We start from the raw sequence: 18,763 nt of genomic DNA on the forward strand, positions 1-18,763 counted from the left end.
TGGATGCAGGGACACGCCTGCAGCGTCTGGTTCACGCGTCAAGCGGGTCGTTCTACGGGCCTGGCGGGCTCAGGAACACGTCGACTGTTGATTAGCCTAGATACGACGCGCACAGGAAGCACCCAGCTTGACGATCTAGTATCCGGCTATCGTTTGTCCTTTCGCTATTGGGGAGATTTCATGGTCATCGATTCGTCGACTGGAGCAAGGAATTCAGAATCCCGCTCTCGCGCTTTCATTGTCAGGCCCGGTGTTCGCAGTCCGTCACCCACTGACCGGCCACGGTAGGCAGGGAGCGGAGCATGAGCATGGATAGATCTAACGGGATGACCTTGGGCAAAGGACCGGTAGGAGAGGTGGTTGATATCCGGTCCCTTGGAGCCTACGAATTCTGGTCCGGCCGGCCAGGGCTGACGTGCTTTCAATGCGGGAATCCTCTGAATACCTTCGTGTCGACCAAGGGCAACTTCTGGCTGCGCCACAACCCAAACCAGGAACGCGAGTGCACCGAAAGCGGTAACGCCTCCGGTTGGAGAACGATGAAAAAGGCTCTCATCAAGGCGTGGCTTCTCGAATACCTCAAGGCCAAGGGTTTTCCGGCTCGGGCTGACGAGAAGATCGGCACGGCCCGCGCCGACGTGGCTACCGAAGTGAACGGCTGGAAGATCGCCATCCGGCTGGAATTGGATAGGATTCCTGCTGGCGAGGTCCGATCGGTAACAGCGGAATTCGGCAAAGCCGGCTATGGTTCACTCTGGCTGACACACGACCTGAGCTGGTTCGGCCAAGAGCCTGCGGTCGGTATCGAACTATCCGAAGACAAGGATAAGGGGTTGGCCCAACGGCTACGCGTCGGCTATGGGGTGTATCGGCTATCAGAGAACGAAGTGCGCCGGGATTCCCTGCCCCTCACGTTATTCCTTGACAGATACTTCAGCCTGCAACTGCGGCACGGCCACCTCACCACCTCAAAGAAGATCTGGGCCAACCATCAGGATTGGGATATCTACCTGCATGCCAACCTGCAGGCCCTCTCCGACATGAAATCCCACCTAAAGACGGCGAGACTGCAACGTGACCAGGAGAGACAGCAGCGCATGGAGGCCCAGTCCGCCACGGATGCCGCCACAAGGCAGGCCAAAAAACACCAAACTGACCTGGCCGAAATGCGGAACCTTCGGGACGGACTTCAGCGTGAGTCCTCGCGGCGGCAGGCCTGGATCTCCAGCCTTGCGGCCCGACGGGAAGAGAACGCCTTGGCCCGCTTCGCCCTCAGGAAAATGCCCGTCGGGCCGGTAGACGAGGATGTGGTTCCCGGCGATGGGCGCTCGGTGCCCGGCCGCGCCAAAGGAACTGCAGCAGCGATCTTCATCGCCTGGGCTCTCGCTATCGCGGCCGCGGTCTTCTGGATATCAGGGACCTGGTCTTGGTGGTTGGGTCTCCTGGGCGGTGCCGTCGTTCTCGCGGGTCCAGCGTCCTGGTGGTTGCAACGAACCTGCTGGTTCCAGGAAGCACCTGCCGGCGATGTCTGTCAGAAGAAGCGCGACGGGTTGCTAAGCCGTTGTAAGACGCGGCACCACACGGTAACCCGATACTCGGCGGCCGCTCTCAGCGGCGCGGTGATCGCCGCAGCCAGTATCACGTGGCTGGCAGCGGCAGGCATTTCCCAGCTGACGCAATGGGTTTCGAGGTTCATGGGGTGACGACGCGAAGGAGGCGCCCTCGCCGGTCACGGAGATCATATCTCTGTCTCGGGGACTCCACTTCACGGAATTCACCCTGAATCGGCAATGAACGAAGTGGGCTGTTAGACCGGGCCGCTGGCACGGAAAGTCCGCTGAACTACCATACGTTCGCTCTTCCGAGCAGCGGCCAATGAAGCGTTTCCACCGGAGTGTGCATCCCTGCAGCTGACATCGTTGCCGACTTAGCGGGGCCTAAATACGAATTCGTACCCAGCGGACTGCATCTGCCCGACAATGGTCTCGACGTGAGGGCCGTCAAGAGAGCGCCAGTTCGACAACAGTTGGGCGATCGGTGCGGGAAGGCGGGTGTTGGTGCTGGTTTCGGGGCGCCCGCCGGGCACGGCCCCGATAAGTCCCGTCGGGGAGACCTCGTGAGCGGGGGTCAGGGGACGTCGCACCAGTTCATGGTTCGTGTAGTCGGCGGTCAGCGTGGTGAGTGCCATTGCGTGATTCCCCGGGATGGCGAGGGAGCATTGCAGGTCAGCTTCCTCCCAGACCACCATGACGCGTGTGGCGTAGAGGCTGGCGGCCAGGGTCCCCAGTTCGGAAATAGCGGACATGGCGTCCGCCCCTGGGTAATAGGGGCGGCAAACAACGAAGCCGTCATAGCTGGTCTGCTCGCCGTCGAAGAACAAATGCACCTGCGGCCTGGGGCAGATACCCTGGGCCAGAATCTCGGTGGACGCCAATACCGCGGCATTCACGGCGATGGTGACAACGTCACGACCGCGATTGCTCGCTTCCGGCGGGCGGCCCTGCTGAACGAGTGAACGATCTGCTGTCTTGCTGGTTCGGCGTCTGAAAAGCACGGCGATACCCCCTGTCTCGTAGTGGCCTCTTGATCCATCTCCCGGCCGTAACGGTCGGGACGGTCGGTCCATCATATTCTCGGTGCCTCAAGTGCCGAGCCGGGAACTCAGCGGCGGTGTCCGTAATTGCAGGCGTGTGGCGAAGCGGCAGCTCCCCGGTAACGGGTTCGTCCGGAAAGTGATATTTGCTAGGTCACGTTCGGGGGCTGTGTCCGGATTTGGTGCTCGCCGGTCGGCTAAGCTTGCTTCATCCCGCTTCCGGGATTGGTTCTACCAAAAAGGAAGGGGGTGGATTATGGGTAAACGGAACAAGGTCAAACGGCCTGGATGGCACGAAAAAGCCACGGTGTACGTGCAGCTTCTCAAGGGCTGCGCACGTCTCACCGTGGCTGTTTCTGTACTTATTCATGCCGTGATTAACTGGCCGCTCTAAGTAAGCCAATCACCCACCGCGGCGGCCTGATGTAACGAGCATCAGGTCGTCGCACTTCAATTCCGTACGCCTAACCGGGATTGCTTGCTCAATCGCAACCTTGGTTATGCATCCCCAGAGTAACACCGGTGTAACGACAATGCGTAACAGTTTTGCGAAAACCACCGTCAACAGCTTTTCGAGATCCACTGCTTCCGCCATAACAATCCGCGCCCTTATCGGCAGAGCAAACGCCACCGATAAGTCCCGTGGATAAGCGCCAGACAGATAACGCAGACATCGCCGGTTACCCCGCCGCTTCTGCCGCCGTTACAGGCGCGGGCCGCGGATACCCGGGGCGTCGGGCTCCGGTCCTTGCTGCTGCGGGGCGGGCGCTTCCTGCTCCTGTTCCTGTTGTTGATTGAGTTCGTCAAGGGTCCTTCGGAGGCGTTCTGCCGCGTCGGCGGCTTCCTGCGCCCCGCCGGTTTCGGGGGCCGTGGTCCGGGCTCTCTTGTCCTGGGCGGCACGGATTTCGGCCAGTCGCTGAGCGAGGGTCTTCCCTGGTTCCTTTGCCGCCGGAATGTATTCTTCGGGGGTTTCCGGGACGGTTTCGGGGGAGTGGCGCACCTGTTGGGCTTGCAGGAACTCTTCCTGAGCGTGGCCGCCCGTGTCGGGTTCCGACGCTGCGCTCTTCGCGGTGTCTACGACGTCGCGGATCGTCTCGGCCGCGTGTTGCACGTCAGAGACGACGGACGCTTCCCGGGCATCGGGGTTCTGCGGTGCGGGGGTCTCCTGCCCGGGTTGGTGTCCGGCCCGTTGCAGGGCTTCCCTGATGCCGGTACGGACGTCCTGGACCCGCTGTTCTGCCTGGCGTTCCTTTTCGGCGTGGAAGCGTTCCAGTGCCCGGTCCTGCACCTCGCGGGGTTGCTTGGCGACCTCGGGAAAGAGCTGGCGCAATTCTGTCTGGCGTGCGCGTTCCTGAGCGGCCTGCCTGTCTTTCTCTGCTTGTTTGGCGTGTTCTGCTGCCTGGCGTTCGAGGGCGGCCGCCTGCACGGCGACTTGGCGGTCCAGAGCGTCCTGCTGCCAGCGCGCGGTCTCTTCTTCCCCCTGCTGCACGGTCTCGAGAGGCTCTGCGTGCAGCTGCCCATCCTGCTCCGGGACTGGCTGTTCCGCAGACTCGACATGCTGTTCAGGGAACTGGTCAGGGAGCAGCTCGGAGACGGTCTCCTCTGCCGCCTGATCGGGGGCCGTGACGGGAGAGGGTTCGGGTACTGCCGGGGAAGGCGCGGCCGGCTGTTCGGACACTGTGTCCTGTCCGGCTGTTGGTGCGTATTCCGGGGTGGTTGGTTCCTCGACCTGGTGCACAGGCCCAGTCGCGGGGATCGTTTCCGGAGTTGGGAGGTCTGTGGCTGCGGGGTCAGTGGTTTCGGGTGCGGGGGTGTGGGTGGTGTCGCGGAGTTCGTGTGCGCGGGCGCGTGCCTGCGCTGCGGCCGCGGCGCGGTCGGCGTGATCCTGAAGCCGCTGGGCGAACTCGACCGCCCGGGCGGCAGCCTTCTCGGCACGGCTAAGTACGGGTTCGGGGGCCGGCTCCGGAGTGACGGGCAGGTCCGCAGTGGCCGCCATCCCGGTGGGGTGGTCCATGGTCCCGGCGGGCACGGCGGCGAGGCTGTAGTCGACCTCGACCGGGTGCACCTGGGCCGGGTGCGCGGGAGCCGGCTCAGTGATCGTGGCCTCGAGGGTTTCTGCCAGGCCGCCCTGTGCCGGGACAAGGGCGGGGGAGGGTTCCCCGCCGTCGGGTCCCGTGCCGGGGGTTCGGGGGTCGGCCGGGTTGCCGGGAAGCGAGTTGCCGGTGAGGTATTCCGCCGGGGGCGGGGTGATCCCGGCGATCCGGTCAGCCCTGTTATGGGCGTCGAGGGTTTGTTGCTGACGGGGGCTGAGTTGCACGCGGGCGGCCCGCTGGCGCAGGTACGCGGCGGCGAGGTTTTGCGCGTCGGTGCGGCCGGTGGCGAGCTGTTCCGCCCGGGCCTGCGCCGCGGCAGCGGCGAGGGACTCGGCCGTGGCAGGGGCTTTGTGGGTTTGGGCGGTGTATTTGTGGATCCGGGTGACAGCGGTTTTGAGAAGGTCGCCGGTCTGGGGTTCCCCGGGTTTCGTCTCCAGGTAGACGGCCGGGACGGGTGCGGTGTCGTTTGCGGGCACGTTGTAGGTTTCGCGGAACACCGCGATCTGCGCTGCGGTGTTTTCCCATTCGACACGGCGTGCCGGATCCGATGGCACGGGGCCCAGAGCCGTGGTCCAGGCGGGTTGTTCGTGGGCGAGGATGGCCCCGGCCCAGCCGAGCTCGGCCGCGATGGTATCGCGGGCGGTGAGGAGTTCCGCGGTCCACGTTTCTGCGATCGTCCCGGTGGCGAGCCCGTACGCGAGGGCGTGGGTGGGGGCGATCCATTCGGGCACGGCCTTTTCCAAGGCGGCCTTGATGGCGGCTGCTTCTGCCAGGGCGGCAGGGTCCGGGAGGATGGTGCGGAGCCTCTCTTCGGTGGTGATGCGTTCCAGGATGGTCCCGGCCTGCTTGAGCCGATTCCGTGACCCGGCGGTGGCGTCCTTGGCCATCCTGGGCTTTGGTTCGGGCTTGCCTGCCTTCTTGTCTGCGGGTGTTTTCTCCTGTGTGGTGAGTGCTTCTGCGGGGGCCAGTGGAGGGGTCGGGAACGTTTCGTTGACGGGGTCCTTTCCGTCGGCGATGAGCTTCGCCCGGCGCGCGATGCCTCCGGGAGTGTCCTGCACGCCGCGCTCGTCGGTCCGCTCCACGAAGTCCGCTGCTTGTTCCTCGGTGCCGGTCCACACGGACAGCACGCCGCGTTCGGCGGTTTCGCTGGCGAACACGGGGGCAGCGAGGGAGGCGCGGAGGGTCTTTTCGGCGGTCAGTTCTTTGTGCAGCCAGGTGTTGGCGCGGGCCTTCTTACCGTCTTTGGAGGGGATGAAGTAGAGGGAGTCGTTCTCGGCCTTGGTGATCCGGGCGTCGAGGGTTTCGTCGTTGAGGTGCCCGAAGGTGCGTTTGTTCCAGGGCTGGACACCGGCCGGATACCTAACCGGCACGGCGGTGCCGTCCGCGGAGCGGAGGGTGACCCCGTCGGCCAGATGCTTGCCGGCTTTGGCGTGGCGTGCCAGAGCGATGGTCTTCAGTTGCGCGAGCTGGGCGTCGGTGAGGTTCCCCAGCGGCCGGTCGCCTGCGGTGTCGAGGAGTTCGAGGGAGCGTTCGGTGAGGCCTTTGATGCGCCATTCCAGAACGGCGGAGGCGGTTTTGGCGTCTTCGAAACCGCGTTGGTGGTACGCGGTGGCGATGATCCCGGCGCCGTCAAGGCCTGCGGTTTCGGCTTCGCGGATCCGGTGGGAGAGGGCACCGAACGCTTCACCGTCGATGAACTTGCCTGCTTCCGCGTCGCCGAGGGTTGCGCGCAGGAGCAGTTTGACCCGGGCTTGTTGGGCGAGGGTGTCGGTGTTGATGTATTCGGCCCGTAGCCGGGCGACGGAGTGGGTTTCGGTGTGGGCGGCGTCGATGAGTTCGTGGCCGGAAAGGTTCCTGTCGACGCTGTTGCCGATGGATTCGAGCAGCTCGTCCAGCGCCTGGGTGTTCTGGACGATGTCGTTCTCGACGCCGGTGTCCACGGAGGCGAAGATCTGGTTCAGGAAGCGGCCGCGCGTCGCGGCGACGTAGGCCTGGGCGCGGGTGACGCCTTCACGGATGATCGCGAAGGCCTTGTCCACGGTGGCGCCCTGCGCGCGGTTGAACGTGGCCGCGTAGCCGAGCTGGACGCTGGCCTTCACGTATCCGGCCGGGAGGGTGACGGTGCCGTTGTGGGTTTCGTCCCTGACGGTCAGTGCCCCGTCCGTGTGGACTTTCAGGACGGTACACGTGTCACCGTTCTTGATGAAGTCCTTGCCTTTGTTCATGCGTAGTTTCCGGTTGATATCCCGGGTGAGGACGGTATCTCCGACGTGTGCCTGGGCGTCGTCGGCCAGGGGAGCGCTGCGGGCTCCCTTGATGACACCGGTGGCGACGCGGTAGGCCTGGGCGCGGGCGTTCAGTTCCCTCACGGTGGCGTTGTCGGCGGCCATCATCAGCGCCGTTTTTCCTTCATCCACGCTCTGTTGCCAGGCGGCGTAGGCGTTGTTGACCATCCGCTCGGTGCCGCCGGCGGTGATGCGCCCGTTCTGCCGGTACCAGTCGAACGCGGCCGCGCCGCGCACCGTTTCTGGGTCGCGCAGGATCAGGGACGCGACGGCTTCTGCCTCGTGCACGACGGTGTTCCCGTCCGCATCGACGGTGCGGAAACGGACGACTTCTTCGAGCTCGACCGCGCCGACGTAGTGCGCGATGAGCCGCAGTGCCCCACCGGCGCCGACGGCGGAGAGCTGGTAGTGGTCCCCGCTGAGCCGCACCACGGCCCCGTATCCTTCGGCGATCGCCACGACGGCTGCGAGGTCCCGGGTGGAGGCCATGCCGGCTTCATCGACGATGATCACGTCGCCGGGTTCCACGGCCAGCGCCCCCGGCTTTCCGGTGCTGTGGGCGTGCAGGAATTTCGCCAGCGTTTCGGCTTCGATGAGCCCTTCCGCAGGTTTCCGGCCGTCGCGCAGGTCCTTGCCGAGTACGTCCGCGGCCACGGCGGAGGGTGCCAGGCCGATGACCCTGCCGCCTGCCAGGTTCACGGCCGCGGCCGCGAGGGACATCGCGGTGGTCTTACCGGCACCGGCGGGTCCTATGCCGACGGTGACGAGCTTGGAGGAGCAGGCAAACTCGCGGGCGTAGCGCAGCTGCAGTTCGTTCAGTTCCCTGCGCCCGGTCAGGGAACGGCCCGTGACCGCCAGGTCAAACACGTCGTGGGTGACGGCAGGGATGACATCTTGTTGGGCCGCGGTGAGGAGCGCATCTTCGGCGGCGAGCACGGCCTGGGAGGTGTAAAGGGCGGTGTTGGCTTTGGTGTAGATGCTGGCGCCGTCGGCCCGGTAGAGCTCGTCCACCTGGTGGTTGCGGGCGGTGGTGTTCAGGGCGATGCTGCCGGCGTTCAGGGCGTAGTCGGTGACCGCCAACGCGGCGCCTTCGGGCACGGGGGAACCGTTGTAGGCGGCGTTCAGTTCCCGTGTGGCTTCGGCGTGGATGTGGTGTTCGCCCCACACCGCCCGTGCCGTGGATACGGTGTCGAGGACGCTGGCTGCGAGTTCCGGGACGTCCAGTCCGGTCGGGGCCGGGTTGGTTGCGCGGATCTCTTTCGCGGCCCGTTTGAGCCTGGTCATGAGTTTCTTGCCGGTCGCGAAACCGGCGTCTTTGTATTCCTTGCTCCAGGCCGTGACGGCCGCTTCAGCGGAGCGTGCCGCCTCCTTCGCGGGGCGGGTGTCCAGGTTTGCCTGTTGCGCCAGTTTGATGCGCTGTTTGGGGTTGGGCGCGTACCCGTGTGTGTCTTTGAACTCTTTGACCAGGGCGCGGGTCCGTTTGCGGATGCCGGTCCCGCGGCTGGAGGCATGGGTCAGTATTGCTTCGTCGAATCCGGCGATTTCGGTGACGGCGCGGTTGCCGCCGGTGTCGCGCTGCACGGTCGCGAGGTCCAGTTCGTTCGCGGTGTTCTGCGTGACGGCGGCGTTGTAGAACTCGGAGATCTCGACGTTGAGTTTGTAGAGCTGGGCGCCGTCCAGGGTCAGCCAGGTCTTGCCGTCTTCGGACAGGACACGGTTGGCGATCACTCCGTGATCGTGCAGGTGCGGGTCGCCGTTGCGGGAGTCAATATGGCGGAAGCGGGTGATGACCAGCCCGCCGGTGACGTTGCGCTGCTCCACACCGTTGAACCCGGAGCGGGTGAAAACGCCGCGGGCTTCGAAGTGTTTGATGGATGCTTCGATGGCGTCGGTATGGGCCTTCTCGACCTTCTTGCGTGCCTCGTCTCCGCCGAGCGCCCACAGTAGGGACACGGATTTCGGCGGGGCGAAGGTGACGTCGTATCCGGTGACGGCCTGTTGTTTGGGTTTCTCCGAGGCGGTCATGAACCGGCCCAGTTCTTCCTTGTCCGCAGGCCGGCGTCCGTGTTCTGCGGTGAACATTTCGGCACCGATCCGGCCCTTGATCACACGCCGCTGATCAACGTCCGGTTCGGTCTTATAGCGGCGTTTGAACTCGCTGTACCCTGCCCTGACTTTGCGGGAGAACGCCGTCTCGGAGCCGTCGTACTGGTAGAAACCCCGGCCCAGACGGGTGTCCCGCGGGTCCATGCCTGCGGCGATCATGGCCTCGGCATTCGGGTGCAGTCCTTCGCCGAAGAGAGCCTTCATCTGGGACTCAGCGACAGTCCCGGAGACGCCCAGGTTGGCGATGCCTCCGCCCATCCACACCCCGGGAGGGTTCCCAGTGACGGTGTAGTAGTCGCCCAGTTCCCGGCCCTTGGCGCGCAGCTCATCCGCGCTGGCCGTCTCGGAGATGTAGTACGTGTACCCGTCACCAGCTGAGAGCTTGTGAAGGGACATCATCGCGGCATCATAAGCAGGTCTGTCCTGAATTATCAACCATGCATGAGGTGTGACGAATTTTCATTTTTTCGTTGGGTGCTTTATCGAGACGGAAGAATGGGGATTGGTCCATCAACTTGTTGATGCGGTTCTGCACATGAGAATGGGCTGTTGGCAACATGCTTTTCGTTGTCAATGGTGCGTTCGATTGTGTAGAACCGCAGGCGGGTTATCCCCGTTGTGGGCAGAGGAGAGAGCGGGTTTTCTCTCGGAGCTGTCCACAACGGGGATAACCCGCCCCGCTTGTAGGGGTCTGCCCGGAGGGAGGCGGAGCCGACCGGAGGCCCGTTCCTGGCTTGGCCGGCGACCGCCGGATCGTGCCGCCGCCAGGCGGCCGAAGTTTTTCGCCCAGAGCGAGCCTGGGCGGGTTCTAACCGTTAGGTGGGTGGTGGGTTAGGCTGGGCGGAAGATCCGTTACCGAGGGAAGAGGTCCGGCCCGTGGCGTCGCCGAGAAAGTCAGCTGTTCAGGTCAAGGCGAGGGAGCTTGCACGGGAGCGTGCGGCCGGGCATCTGCGCCGTCAGGAGACGCTGCTGGACCTTGCGGAGGGCTTCTACGCAAGGCAGGCCGAACTCGACGCGCTGGGCGAAAAGGAAGCCGCACGCATCGAGGCGATCCGCGCCGAAACCGCGCGGGAGTCGGCGGGCATCACCCGGTCCATGGCCGAAGCCGTGGCCGCGATGGTCGCCACCGGCGAGCCGGTGGCCGGGGTCGCCGAACGTCTGGGCTTGAAGGCCAAGGAAGTCCGCTCCATGACCGACGCCGCCACACCAGCCAAACCGAAGACGGAGCCGGAAGCGGCAGATCCTGCGTCGGTGCCGGAGGGTGCCGAAGGCCTCGCCGGTGAGGAACACGGCGAGGCCTCCGGCTCGTGGGAGACGAGGAACCAGGAACACAGCGTTTTGCGTGAGCCGGTCCCGGTCGGATAGTCTCGGGAACAGAGAAGAGCGCGGAGCCTAGATACTACGAATATCTAGGGTCCGCGCTTTTTCTATGCCGCTATTTAGTCGGCGTCCGTCTGGTGGTCGATGATGAGTTTTTCGACCTCAGCTGCCGTGTACCCCCAAAGAACCAGTTGGTTGAGGTAGTCCTTCGCGGTCTGGCCCGGGTTCCGCCATGAGTCCTTCTGGATGGTCTTCTCATACCCGGCACACACGAGCGCGATTAGGGAGAACTCGGGCCGCGCTTTGGTCTTGGCGACGTGGTCCTTGAGCGGGTTCCACCCCCACTTCTCGCTGTCCTCGAACTTCGCCCCGATCATCTCGGCAGCCACTTTTCCTTCGTAGCCGCTGGCCGTCTCGGAATGGTGGGTGATCGCGTGGACCGTGAAGTGCTGCCAGCCTTTAGGGGCTTGCTTTCGGGAGAGCAGGGTCTTGACCCATGCTCTGCGGACGGTGGTGGCCGAGATCATCGCTTTGTTGTTCGCTATCAGGGTCCGGCGTTCCTCCTTCTTCTCTTCCTTTTCCTCCTCGGTGAGCGGCCCGGGCTGGGCCTGTGTCCCGCCGTTGTGGCGTTCGTGTTTCGGAGTGAAGCCCAGTTCGTTCCACCCGGTGACCCCGAGCACCGTGTTGACCTCTCCCCAGTAATTCGTTGTGATGCGTACGGCGTTGGCATCCTCGTCAGTGGCCGTTGAGCCGTCTGCCCGGTTGAGGGAAGATATCGCGATCACTTCGTCGTCGGCGTAGTGCCCGATCTTCTCCACGATGATCTTGCCCTCTGCCTCAAGCTGGGCGATGAAGGCATTCATCTCTTCTTGTGCAGCGCGTTCGTCACGCAGTTCCTGGACCTTGTGGTCAAGGCCGCCCGGGTTGTCTGCGATCACGGTCTCAAGTTCCGCCGTGGCCTCTTCGTCTCCGTCGAATTCGGCGAGCACGAGAGCTTGATCGACGGTGTACCCGTCGTGCAGGGCCTTGGTACCGCTCTTGGTGGACTTGGCTTTCAGTGCGCCCTCGACGTGCGCTTCCTTCGCCCCGGTCTGCTCGGCGATGTCCGCTGCGGAGACACCCAGTAATGCCATCTGCTGGTAGCCCTCTGCACGGTCTCCCTCGGTTAGGGCGGTGCGCATGTCGTTCTCCACGATCTGCTGCGCGATCCGGTCGGCCTCGGCCAGTGTCTTCGACAGGTACACCGGCACTTCAGCCAGACCAGCCTCCACGGAGGCTACCGTTCTTCTCTGCCCCATCAGCACATCGACGGTCCCGTCTTCAGCGACGATCGCGATGATCGGCACAAGCACACCGTGCAGGGCGATCGAAGCCTGAAACTTCGGAGTGATGTCCAGTTCGGAGCGGACGTTCGTCGCGACCCTCAACAACCTTGGGTCCATCATCACCAACCGCGCCCCGGAGGCGACAGCCTCAGCGGCCTGAACAACCTCGGTAGCGGCGGTGTTTTCAACAATTGCAGTCATGATCTTCTTCTTTCGTTCGTGAGTGGATTGGTTTTTTGTGTCGGGTGGTTAGCTGAACAGGCCCCGGTACGGGGAGCAGAAGATTCCGGGCAGGTCCTCAAGCTTCTCCGTCAGACCCTTGGGCCTGTCGACCGGGCGGCGCTGCATCCACCAGTAGTGCGCGTGGCGGGTGATTTCGGCCCACTGGGCGGACTGTGTGCGGTAGTACGTACAGATCACGTCGCCCTCGACGTACACGGCAAGGCCGAACAAGCTGCCGTCCCGGTCAGCGGTGCTCGTGGCCGTGATGATGGCGTAGGGCCACTGCGCCAAGTCCCAGCCGTCCTCGCCCCAGGAACTGATCGCGTACCAGCCGTGTTCGTTGATCACATCCAGCCAGTCGTACCCGTCATTCATGTGGTAATCCCTCAGGAAGGTGACGCCATCGATGGCCTCGCCGGTGTCCTGCGTGATGACCGTGCGTTCTGCAATAGCAGTCATTGTTTGTTTTCCTTTTTTCATGGGCATGGGTGGGAGAGCGGTGTGACCCGGCCAGCCCCTCTCCTTTCCTCCCGATTGTTTTTGGCTGCTGGCAAGCTTTGCTTGCTGTGGCCGACGGAGACCTGTCAACCCTTGGGGCGGTTGCGGGAAGTATTTTTCCGGGACAGAATGCGGAGCGTTCCCGGGAAAAAACTTCCCGCAACCGTCGCCGGTGGAGCTTGCGGAACCGGCGATTGACGGGTTGGAGCGGCCACGTACAATCCGCCAGGACAGCAGCCAAAAATGAGCAAAAGGTGATGACGGGCAGGAGCTCTGCGACGGCCCGGCAGCACCCAACAGCCGGCCGCGCAGCGGACGCCCGTTTTCCATGGTGCGAGCTTGCGAGTACCAGGGTGCCTTCAACGGTGAGGATCCCGCACAAATGGGTCCAACAGGTTCCCGGCACCCGCCCAGGCTGTGCACGGACGCCGGCCCCGGCGGTGACCCTTGAGCAGCTGGTGACCTGGCGTTTGTGTGCAGGCGGTCAGGACGGTCCCTGCCGTGCACCTGTGTGCGGGAAAAGCCGCTTGCGTAGCTTTTGCCGTGCCCAGGTGTACGGGAGGAACACAAACCGTGCCACACCGGAACCCCAAGAGATTAGGTCCGGGTGTGGCGGAGCTCTGCGACGTCGTGCCCGGACTCCTTTTTGTGACGGCCGCGCAGCAGACGCCCTGCGCCCGGTTCCCGCCTCGATAGTCAGTGCGAGCCCTCGCGAGCATGCCCTTCGCTCCTGGACGCAGCGCAGCGAAGACCAGGAACCTGTTGGCAGCGCTGGACAGCTTGCTGGCCAGGCCGTCTGCCTACGTGCACGTCCGGCCGCATCAGGAGGGTGCCACCCGTTAACGCCAGAAGGGCCGGCACACGATGTGCCGACCCTTCCGCCGTTCCTCAATCAGGAGGAGGTCTGCTCTGTATCCTGGACTGCCGCCGCCCCGGCGCCGGCCGTGTCGACCCCTGCTTGTTTCAGCATCGCGAGGGCATGGTCCGCGGCCGCCCGGCCGCGGAGCGCCGTTGGGGAGTCGGGCTTGAGCTCCATCTCATTTTCTGCCCATTCCGACAGTTCCCGGAAGTGCTCCTTGCCGGGTGTCATGGCTGTCAGCTGGCCAGTTTGTGGTGGTGTTGGAGCAGCAAGTGGACTGCCTCGCGGACCAGCTCACTTTGGGTTTTCCCTGTTGAGGCTTCCAGCTCCTTGAACACAGCGAATTCACCCTCAGGGATCCGTCCGCGCACCGTGGGCGAATCGCCGGCAGTCTTCTTTTGCCCGACCTTGGGCCGGCCCGGGCGCAGCGCGGCATCCAGGGCTTCCTGGCTGCCATACTCGCGAAGCAGGAACGCCCGCCCCGCTTCGGCAGCAGCTGCCCCGTGCAGCGGCTTCCCGGAACCGCGCACCTCCGTGTCCGGGTCCGTCAGCTTTGCGGCCAAAGCCTCGTAGTCAGTCTCATTTCCAGCCATCAGGGTGCTCCTCTCGATATCGGCGGTACTTCGGACCAAGGGGCATCGCGTGAAAGATCGAGGCCTCCCTGCCACTGTCCGGGAACTCAAGGACAAGTATTTCCAGCTCCCGATCAGTCTGGGAGTGTTCCGGACCGATGTAAACCACGATCCGGCCCTCCTTCACCGGTTCGTCCAGTTCGTGGACGAAGTTCGCGTTGAGGATGGCGAAGATCTGGTCCTGGCGCGAAACGCCATGCTTATCACTCGAAAGTTCCCAACGCGGTGCCATACCATCACCCTACCATTTTGTAGCCTAAAACTGTAGCCGTCAATTGTGGCAGGGTCTCCCTGGGAGCGGAGTCGGCGTGCAGGCCCCGTACAGTTCACGGGACGGCGGCGGCCGCCCTCCTCGCCACGTACGTCCCAGCGGCTAGAAGAGAGTGGGCGCGTCCGGATCGCGCCCGGACATCAGGGGCTGCAGGATCTTCGGTGCCCAGCCGTGTTCGAGGGCTGCGTCGCGCAGGGCGCGGGAGCGGGCGGCAAACTCGGTCCTTCCGATGCCGCGCCAGCGCCAGGTGGCGCCGTTGGCGTGCCGGCCATCGAACACCCGGTCCAGCATGTTCTGCCGCTGGGTGCCCGCGATCAGGTGGCCTGGTTCGGGTCGGACGCAGATCGGGATGTTGCACACGTGCCGCAGAACCGTCCCGGGGTCCAGGGGATTGCCGGTGGCTTCCTCGTAGGCGTACCGGTGCGGGCGCACGGAGGTGTGCCGGCCGTTGACGAGCAGGAAGTACCTGCCGTACCCATCGTCTGCCACTGCCCCGAGGAACAACCAGTGATCGTCCGGGCCGGGGCCTTTGAGGACCTTGGACCAGAACCGGTCCCCGCCCTCGCCGGCGCTTGCCGTTCCCGGGACTTGGGGTGCTGTCACCAGCTGCGCCAGCGTGCTTCCAGGCGGTTGGCCGCGATGAACGCCAGGGCCGCGACAAGCGCGGCGGGAACGGCGTTGATGAACGGATGCCCTATCCACGCGCCGATCCCAACAAGGACCGCGATGACCCCGATTGCTTTGCAGAGGAAGATCAACACGCCCTGCCCGGCAACCACGGGATGCGTCAGGGCGTACACCGCCCAGGACAGGATGCTGATGGCCAGGAACCCGGCGATGAAGGCCAGAAAGATCATAGGGGTTACCTTCCGATGAAGAGAGTTTCGGGGGAGTGGGGACTTGTCCGGTCAGGGTTCTTTGCGGTGGGCGGTTTCGTCGCGGGTCCGCCGCCCTGGCCTGAGTTCCCCGGCGGGGATGCCGGGCCATTTTTTGCCGCCGTTGTGTTTGCGTTCCAGGCGCCGCACTTCGCGCAGGATCCCGGCTTTCGCGAGGTCTTCGAGGGAGGCGTATCCCTCGAGAGGGCCCGCGGCCTTGAAGGTTGCGCGGATCCGCTCCGTTTCGTCCCTGGTGAACTTCTGGGTCATGTAGGAGGGGTCTTTGCCAGTGGTCATTGCCGGGGCGTCTCCGGCCACGGGTACAGCGAAGAGAGCCGGGTGAACGAGGTTGTGCCGTCCTCGTGCTGGTTCATACCGGAGTGTTCGTGGCTGCCGGCGGCGTGGGATACCGCGGCGAGCATCAGCTGGACAGTGTCGCGGTCGACGCCGGGAACGACGTCACCCAGGGTCACGGGGACGTTGCCGGCCAGGGAGGCGGTGAACATCAGGAACCGCCATTCACGGCCGGAAACCCCGCCGGCGTGTTCGGGGATCGAGGAGAAGTCGATCCAGGGTGTGCCGCTGAAGTCGTCGTTCCCGACCCAGGGATTGCCCGTGGCGGCGAAGCGTCCGCGGAAACCCCGGATCAGCAGTTCCGTGGCTGCCTCGTCGGTGTAGGAGCCTTTGGCCCAGGTACGGAGCTCGTCTGCATGTGTCATGACTTTGGTCCTTGTTCATTCCAGTGGGATAGCGGTTCAGACGCCCGGCTGCCCGCCCCGGATTTCTCCTCATGGACGGCAAAGTCCCGGTGTTCTTCTTCGAAGGACGGCGGTGTATCTTCCTGGTTCTTCAGCGGTACTTCCTTGAGCTCTTCCAGGTGTTTTTCGAGCGATCTTCTGTTGGACCGTCTGATTGCCAGCGCGACGACTACGAGGGCGAGGAGGCTCGCTATGGCCGTGATCAGCGGCGGGAACCCCATCCTGGTCAACGGATCCACCAGTGCCGGGGGCAATGGCGGGGCGTTCAGCACTTTCATTTCAGGCCTTTCCTGGTGGTTCCGCCTCGTGGGGCCAGCGTATCCGCCGGCTTCAAGGCCATGAAGCTGCTTAGAACGGGGGTTCGGAATCCGGGCCGTCGCCCCAGCCGCCCGCATTGGCCACGCCCGGGTTTGCCCAGGGGTCCTCCTGCGGGCTCCTGCCGGCCGGTACCTGGGCGCCGGTGCCCTGCTGGTGGCCGTTGTTCCGGGCACCGGAGCCGTTGCCCGGTACACTGTTGCCGGCGGGGTTGCCGTCCCCGCGCTGGGTGCGGTTGACCTTGGCGTTGGCGTAGCGCAGGCTTGGACCGATCTCGTCGACCTCGAGTTCGATCACGGTGCGCTTCTCGCCTTCCTTGGTCTCATACGAACGGCTCTTCAGCCGGCCGGAGACGATGACGCGCATGCCTTTGGTGAGGGATTCGGCCACGTTCTCGGCTGCTTCGCGCCAGATGGATGCGCGCAGGAACAGGGTTTCCCCGTCCTTCCACTCATTCGACTGACGGTCGAAGGTCCGGGGAGTGGAGGCGATCGTGAAGTTCGCTACCGCCGAGCCTCCCGGGGTGAACCGGAGCTCCGGATCAGAGGTCAAGTTCCCTATGACCGTAATAGTGGTTTCGCCTGCCATGGTGAGGACCTTTCGCTGGGTGTTCGGGGTGGAAGTACTGTTGCTCTCGGGCCGAAGTTTACGGCTACGGGCCGACAAAGGCGTTGATGCGCCAGTGGCGGATAAGGTCTTGTTCGTCCTGGCGATCCTCTTCGACCGTGTCTGCCCACCCGTACCTGACAGCCCAGCCACGGTAGAACGCCGGGCTGTTTTCCTTGGCCCATTCCCTGGCATGGTCAAATTCCGTCACGGGCCCCTGCACCATCCGGGCCCGGGCCAGTGCCCGGTACTCCCGCACTTCCCGAAGCAGCCTGCGGTGGCGGAAAGCCTCAACCCGGTACTTCACGGCGCAAACGAGCCTTTCGGTTACCGAAGCCGCGAGGACGCCGGCGGCGTAGATCAGGTCCGAGAGGTCCAGACCAGGCCGGGAGCGGCGCGTCGTGGTGGTCATCGGGATGTCCTTTCGGTGGTGGCTGGTGCGTTCCCGCGCCGGAGGCCGCGCCGGGTTGCCCACCACAACATCATGATGACGAGCCCGGATCCGGCGCCGGCGGCAAAGACGTATCTCTGCTCGTAGGCCACGCCGATCAGCTGAGCCGCGTAGAACCCGGTATCGAACGCCAGGACGGCGGCCATTGCCGCCAGGACGATCCGGAAGATGACGCCCCGGACTGCGTGGTGATTCTCCGTGGTGCTCATGCTGCATTCTCCTTTGCGATGTGCTTCGTGTGGTCCCGGCGGTCGTGCCAGGGTGCTGCGGGGTCCGGGGTCACGCGGTACGGGTCGGCGAGGGGGACGTTGATGGTTCCGGACGGGTTCGCGAGGAGTCCGAACCATTCCCGGTCCGCGTGGATCCTGGGTGAGAGTGCGAACCGGTCACCGGTGCAGGCGCTCACTTCCCGCTCTTTTCGATCGCGATCACGAGGTCGATGCGGTCCTTGTCCAGGCCGGACCAGCGGTTTTCCGTGCCGTCCTTCCCGTGTGCCACGACGACGGGGGCCTGCGAGTAGCCCAGTTCCTTGGTCACGTACTCGAATGCTGCGGTGTCGGTGGTGATGTCCACTTCCTGGAAGGGGACGCCGGCCTCGGTGAGCAGCTGCTTGGTCTTCGTGCAGCCGAAGCATCCGGCGGGCTTGGTGTAGAGGGTGATGGTCATTTTCAGTACCTGGTTTCGTATCGGCTCTGGTTGCGTTCGTCTGGATTGTTTTGACTATCAGGGGTCGCGTTAGTTGCCGAGGCCTGTCGGGAGGAGCTTCGGGACTGCGATCGCCGTGACGAGCGCCGCGGCGATTGCTACCGGGATGCTCACGACAGTGGCGAGGCCGAACAGCCCGCTGATGAACAGGACGCCGGCGACTACCGCGAAACTGGCTGCCACCGCGAGGATCATCGCCACCAGGACCATGCCCCAGCGCGGGTCCGTGGTCTCGCGGAGGTTGCTTTCGACTGACTGGATCTTGGTGGTGGTAGTCATTTCGGGTCCTCGGTTTCGTATCAAAAGTGGTGCGTTTGTCCGGGTGACTTTCTACCTTTATTTTAGCATTTATCCCATTGGATAAACAAGGGTTTTGCCTTGATTTCTAGGGGTTTTTCGGCACTTTTTTGTATGATTTTCAAGGTTTGTTGGGCGGGTATTCGGACCGGCAGGAGGTGGTGATCGACGCCGCCGGTGACTGTGGTCATCACCGCCCTGGACCACAGCGGAAGCCCCCTGAGCGCCTTAAGAGCCGGCCCCGCACCCTGGCGATGTCCCTGCCCATCCACACCCCGCGCTCCTGATGCGTGTTGTCCCGGCTGAAAAGACCTGGCCACGACGGCAGGTGGGTCGGAGGCGGTCGGCCTGGCCCATGGGGAAGTCAGCCGTCGTCGCCGAACTGGCGGGTCCTGGTTCCCGGCGATGCGTGGTCGGCTGCCATGGTGCTTGGTAAGGTGGTCGGGTCCCGTCGGTCCCCCGATTCCGGCGGGACACTTTTCTTATGTGCGGTGTTCTCATTGCGGCTGGTTCGAGGTGAGGGCACAGCGGCGGGCCGGACATCCCGAGGGT

20 protein-coding genes are annotated in these 18,763 nt (G+C 64.2%); 2 read left to right on the forward strand and 18 right to left on the reverse strand.

Annotation, left to right across the window (positions count from 1 at the left end; all coding sequences use genetic code 11):
- Positions 1 to 539 precede the first annotated feature (539 nt).
- Positions 540 to 1,703 carry a hypothetical protein gene (locus tag ABH924_RS18215; RefSeq protein WP_404501054.1) on the forward strand — a complete coding sequence of 388 codons (1,164 nt, stop codon included), beginning with the start codon at positions 540 to 542 and terminating at the stop codon, positions 1,701 to 1,703.
- A gap of 224 nt (positions 1,704 to 1,927) precedes the next feature.
- On the opposite strand, the gene ABH924_RS18220 is transcribed toward ABH924_RS18215, so the two are convergent.
- Both ABH924_RS18220 and mobF read right to left on the reverse strand, forming a co-directional pair.
- The gene (locus ABH924_RS18220) at positions 1,928 to 2,554 is read right to left on the reverse strand and encodes a hypothetical protein (RefSeq protein WP_404501056.1); all 627 of its coding nucleotides are present in this window, start codon (positions 2,552 to 2,554) and stop codon (positions 1,928 to 1,930) included.
- 742 nt (positions 2,555 to 3,296) lie between these two features.
- Complete coding sequence (gene mobF, locus ABH924_RS18225; protein WP_404501058.1) at positions 3,297 to 9,476, reverse strand: MobF family relaxase; 6,180 nt, start codon at positions 9,474 to 9,476, stop codon at positions 3,297 to 3,299.
- A gap of 477 nt (positions 9,477 to 9,953) precedes the next feature.
- On the opposite strand from mobF, the gene ABH924_RS18230 reads away from it, so the two are divergent.
- Positions 9,954 to 10,442, forward strand: a complete 489-nt coding sequence (locus ABH924_RS18230; RefSeq protein WP_404501060.1) for a hypothetical protein — start codon at positions 9,954 to 9,956, stop codon at positions 10,440 to 10,442.
- Positions 10,443 to 10,516: 74 nt separating this feature from the next.
- Here ABH924_RS18230 and ABH924_RS18235 read toward each other — a convergent pair whose 3' ends face one another.
- The 16 genes from ABH924_RS18235 to ABH924_RS18310 all read right to left on the reverse strand — a co-directional run bounded on the left by ABH924_RS18235 (position 10,517) and on the right by ABH924_RS18310 (position 18,193).
- Positions 10,517 to 11,923 carry a ParB/RepB/Spo0J family partition protein gene (locus ABH924_RS18235; RefSeq protein WP_404501062.1) on the reverse strand — a complete coding sequence of 469 codons (1,407 nt, stop codon included), beginning with the start codon at positions 11,921 to 11,923 and terminating at the stop codon, positions 10,517 to 10,519.
- Positions 11,924 to 11,971: 48 nt separating this feature from the next.
- Positions 11,972 to 12,403, reverse strand: a complete 432-nt coding sequence (locus ABH924_RS18240; RefSeq protein ID WP_404501064.1) for a hypothetical protein — start codon at positions 12,401 to 12,403, stop codon at positions 11,972 to 11,974.
- Positions 12,404 to 13,334: 931 nt separating this feature from the next.
- Positions 13,335 to 13,532 carry a hypothetical protein gene (locus ABH924_RS18245; RefSeq protein WP_404501066.1) on the reverse strand — a complete coding sequence of 66 codons (198 nt, stop codon included), beginning with the start codon at positions 13,530 to 13,532 and terminating at the stop codon, positions 13,335 to 13,337.
- A 5-nt stretch (positions 13,533 to 13,537) separates the two neighbouring features.
- Complete coding sequence (locus ABH924_RS18250) at positions 13,538 to 13,894, reverse strand: hypothetical protein (protein WP_404501068.1); 357 nt, start codon at positions 13,892 to 13,894, stop codon at positions 13,538 to 13,540.
- On the reverse strand, positions 13,881 to 14,165 hold the full coding sequence (locus tag ABH924_RS18255) for a hypothetical protein (RefSeq protein ID WP_404501070.1): 285 nt from the start codon (positions 14,163 to 14,165) through the stop codon (positions 13,881 to 13,883). Before ABH924_RS18255 ends, ABH924_RS18250 begins: the two co-directional genes overlap by 14 nt.
- Positions 14,166 to 14,306: 141 nt before the next feature.
- Positions 14,307 to 14,807: a hypothetical protein gene (locus ABH924_RS18260; protein WP_404501072.1), complete on the reverse strand. Its 501-nt coding sequence runs from the start codon at positions 14,805 to 14,807 to the stop codon at positions 14,307 to 14,309.
- Positions 14,804 to 15,061 (reverse strand): chemotaxis protein, encoded by a 258-nt coding sequence (locus tag ABH924_RS18265; RefSeq protein WP_404501074.1) that lies wholly within the window; start codon positions 15,059 to 15,061, stop codon positions 14,804 to 14,806. The genes ABH924_RS18260 and ABH924_RS18265 overlap by 4 nt, the downstream gene beginning before the upstream one ends.
- 51 nt (positions 15,062 to 15,112) lie before the next feature.
- A complete protein-coding gene (locus ABH924_RS18270; protein WP_404501076.1) occupies positions 15,113 to 15,376 on the reverse strand; it encodes a hypothetical protein in 264 nt (87 codons plus the stop codon).
- A complete protein-coding gene (locus ABH924_RS18275) occupies positions 15,373 to 15,798 on the reverse strand; it encodes a hypothetical protein (protein WP_404501078.1) in 426 nt (141 codons plus the stop codon). The genes ABH924_RS18270 and ABH924_RS18275 overlap by 4 nt, the downstream gene beginning before the upstream one ends.
- Positions 15,795 to 16,115, reverse strand: coding sequence for a hypothetical protein (locus ABH924_RS18280; RefSeq protein ID WP_404501080.1), 321 nt, complete (start codon positions 16,113 to 16,115; stop codon positions 15,795 to 15,797). Before ABH924_RS18280 ends, ABH924_RS18275 begins: the two co-directional genes overlap by 4 nt.
- A gap of 70 nt (positions 16,116 to 16,185) precedes the next feature.
- Complete coding sequence (locus ABH924_RS18285; protein ID WP_404501082.1) at positions 16,186 to 16,740, reverse strand: single-stranded DNA-binding protein; 555 nt, start codon at positions 16,738 to 16,740, stop codon at positions 16,186 to 16,188.
- Positions 16,741 to 16,804: 64 nt separating this feature from the next.
- Positions 16,805 to 17,170 carry a hypothetical protein gene (locus ABH924_RS18290; protein WP_404501084.1) on the reverse strand — a complete coding sequence of 122 codons (366 nt, stop codon included), beginning with the start codon at positions 17,168 to 17,170 and terminating at the stop codon, positions 16,805 to 16,807.
- Positions 17,167 to 17,418, reverse strand: coding sequence for a hypothetical protein (locus ABH924_RS18295; RefSeq protein WP_404501086.1), 252 nt, complete (start codon positions 17,416 to 17,418; stop codon positions 17,167 to 17,169). The genes ABH924_RS18290 and ABH924_RS18295 overlap by 4 nt, the downstream gene beginning before the upstream one ends.
- Positions 17,415 to 17,615 (reverse strand): hypothetical protein, encoded by a 201-nt coding sequence (locus ABH924_RS18300; protein ID WP_404501088.1) that lies wholly within the window; start codon positions 17,613 to 17,615, stop codon positions 17,415 to 17,417. Before ABH924_RS18300 ends, ABH924_RS18295 begins: the two co-directional genes overlap by 4 nt.
- A complete protein-coding gene (locus ABH924_RS18305) occupies positions 17,612 to 17,875 on the reverse strand; it encodes a glutaredoxin family protein (protein WP_404501090.1) in 264 nt (87 codons plus the stop codon). The genes ABH924_RS18300 and ABH924_RS18305 overlap by 4 nt, the downstream gene beginning before the upstream one ends.
- Before the next feature lie 69 nt (positions 17,876 to 17,944).
- On the reverse strand, positions 17,945 to 18,193 hold the full coding sequence (locus ABH924_RS18310; protein ID WP_404501092.1) for a hypothetical protein: 249 nt from the start codon (positions 18,191 to 18,193) through the stop codon (positions 17,945 to 17,947).
- Positions 18,194 to 18,763 lie beyond the last annotated feature (570 nt).

The sequence above is a fragment of the Arthrobacter sp. GAS37 genome, from assembly GCF_044908325.1.
Taxonomy (GTDB): domain Bacteria; phylum Actinomycetota; class Actinomycetes; order Actinomycetales; family Micrococcaceae; genus Arthrobacter; species Arthrobacter ramosus.

Excerpts from the sequence above, each read along its gene's own strand:
- ABH924_RS18245 (WP_404501066.1), bottom strand. The coding sequence starts at position 13,532 with ATGACACCCGGCAAGGAGCACTTCCGGGAACTGTCGGAATGGGCAGAA.
- ABH924_RS18275 (WP_404501078.1), bottom strand. The coding sequence starts at position 15,798 with ATGACACATGCAGACGAGCTCCGTACCTGGGCCAAAGGCTCCTACACC.
- mobF (WP_404501058.1), bottom strand. The coding sequence starts at position 9,476 with ATGATGTCCCTTCACAAGCTCTCAGCTGGTGACGGGTACACGTACTAC.
- ABH924_RS18215 (WP_404501054.1), top strand. The coding sequence starts at position 540 with ATGAAAAAGGCTCTCATCAAGGCGTGGCTTCTCGAATACCTCAAGGCC.
- ABH924_RS18250 (WP_404501068.1), bottom strand. The coding sequence starts at position 13,894 with ATGGCTGGAAATGAGACTGACTACGAGGCTTTGGCCGCAAAGCTGACG.
- ABH924_RS18270 (WP_404501076.1), bottom strand. The coding sequence starts at position 15,376 with ATGACCACTGGCAAAGACCCCTCCTACATGACCCAGAAGTTCACCAGG.
- ABH924_RS18290 (WP_404501084.1), bottom strand. The coding sequence starts at position 17,170 with ATGACCACCACGACGCGCCGCTCCCGGCCTGGTCTGGACCTCTCGGAC.
- ABH924_RS18255 (WP_404501070.1), bottom strand. The coding sequence starts at position 14,165 with ATGGCACCGCGTTGGGAACTTTCGAGTGATAAGCATGGCGTTTCGCGC.
- ABH924_RS18265 (WP_404501074.1), bottom strand. The coding sequence starts at position 15,061 with ATGATCTTTCTGGCCTTCATCGCCGGGTTCCTGGCCATCAGCATCCTG.
- ABH924_RS18280 (WP_404501080.1), bottom strand. The coding sequence starts at position 16,115 with ATGAAAGTGCTGAACGCCCCGCCATTGCCCCCGGCACTGGTGGATCCG.
- ABH924_RS18240 (WP_404501064.1), bottom strand. The coding sequence starts at position 12,403 with ATGACTGCTATTGCAGAACGCACGGTCATCACGCAGGACACCGGCGAG.
- ABH924_RS18295 (WP_404501086.1), bottom strand. The coding sequence starts at position 17,418 with ATGAGCACCACGGAGAATCACCACGCAGTCCGGGGCGTCATCTTCCGG.
- ABH924_RS18235 (WP_404501062.1), bottom strand. The coding sequence starts at position 11,923 with ATGACTGCAATTGTTGAAAACACCGCCGCTACCGAGGTTGTTCAGGCC.
- ABH924_RS18305 (WP_404501090.1), bottom strand. The coding sequence starts at position 17,875 with ATGACCATCACCCTCTACACCAAGCCCGCCGGATGCTTCGGCTGCACG.
- ABH924_RS18285 (WP_404501082.1), bottom strand. The coding sequence starts at position 16,740 with ATGGCAGGCGAAACCACTATTACGGTCATAGGGAACTTGACCTCTGAT.
- ABH924_RS18310 (WP_404501092.1), bottom strand. The coding sequence starts at position 18,193 with ATGACTACCACCACCAAGATCCAGTCAGTCGAAAGCAACCTCCGCGAG.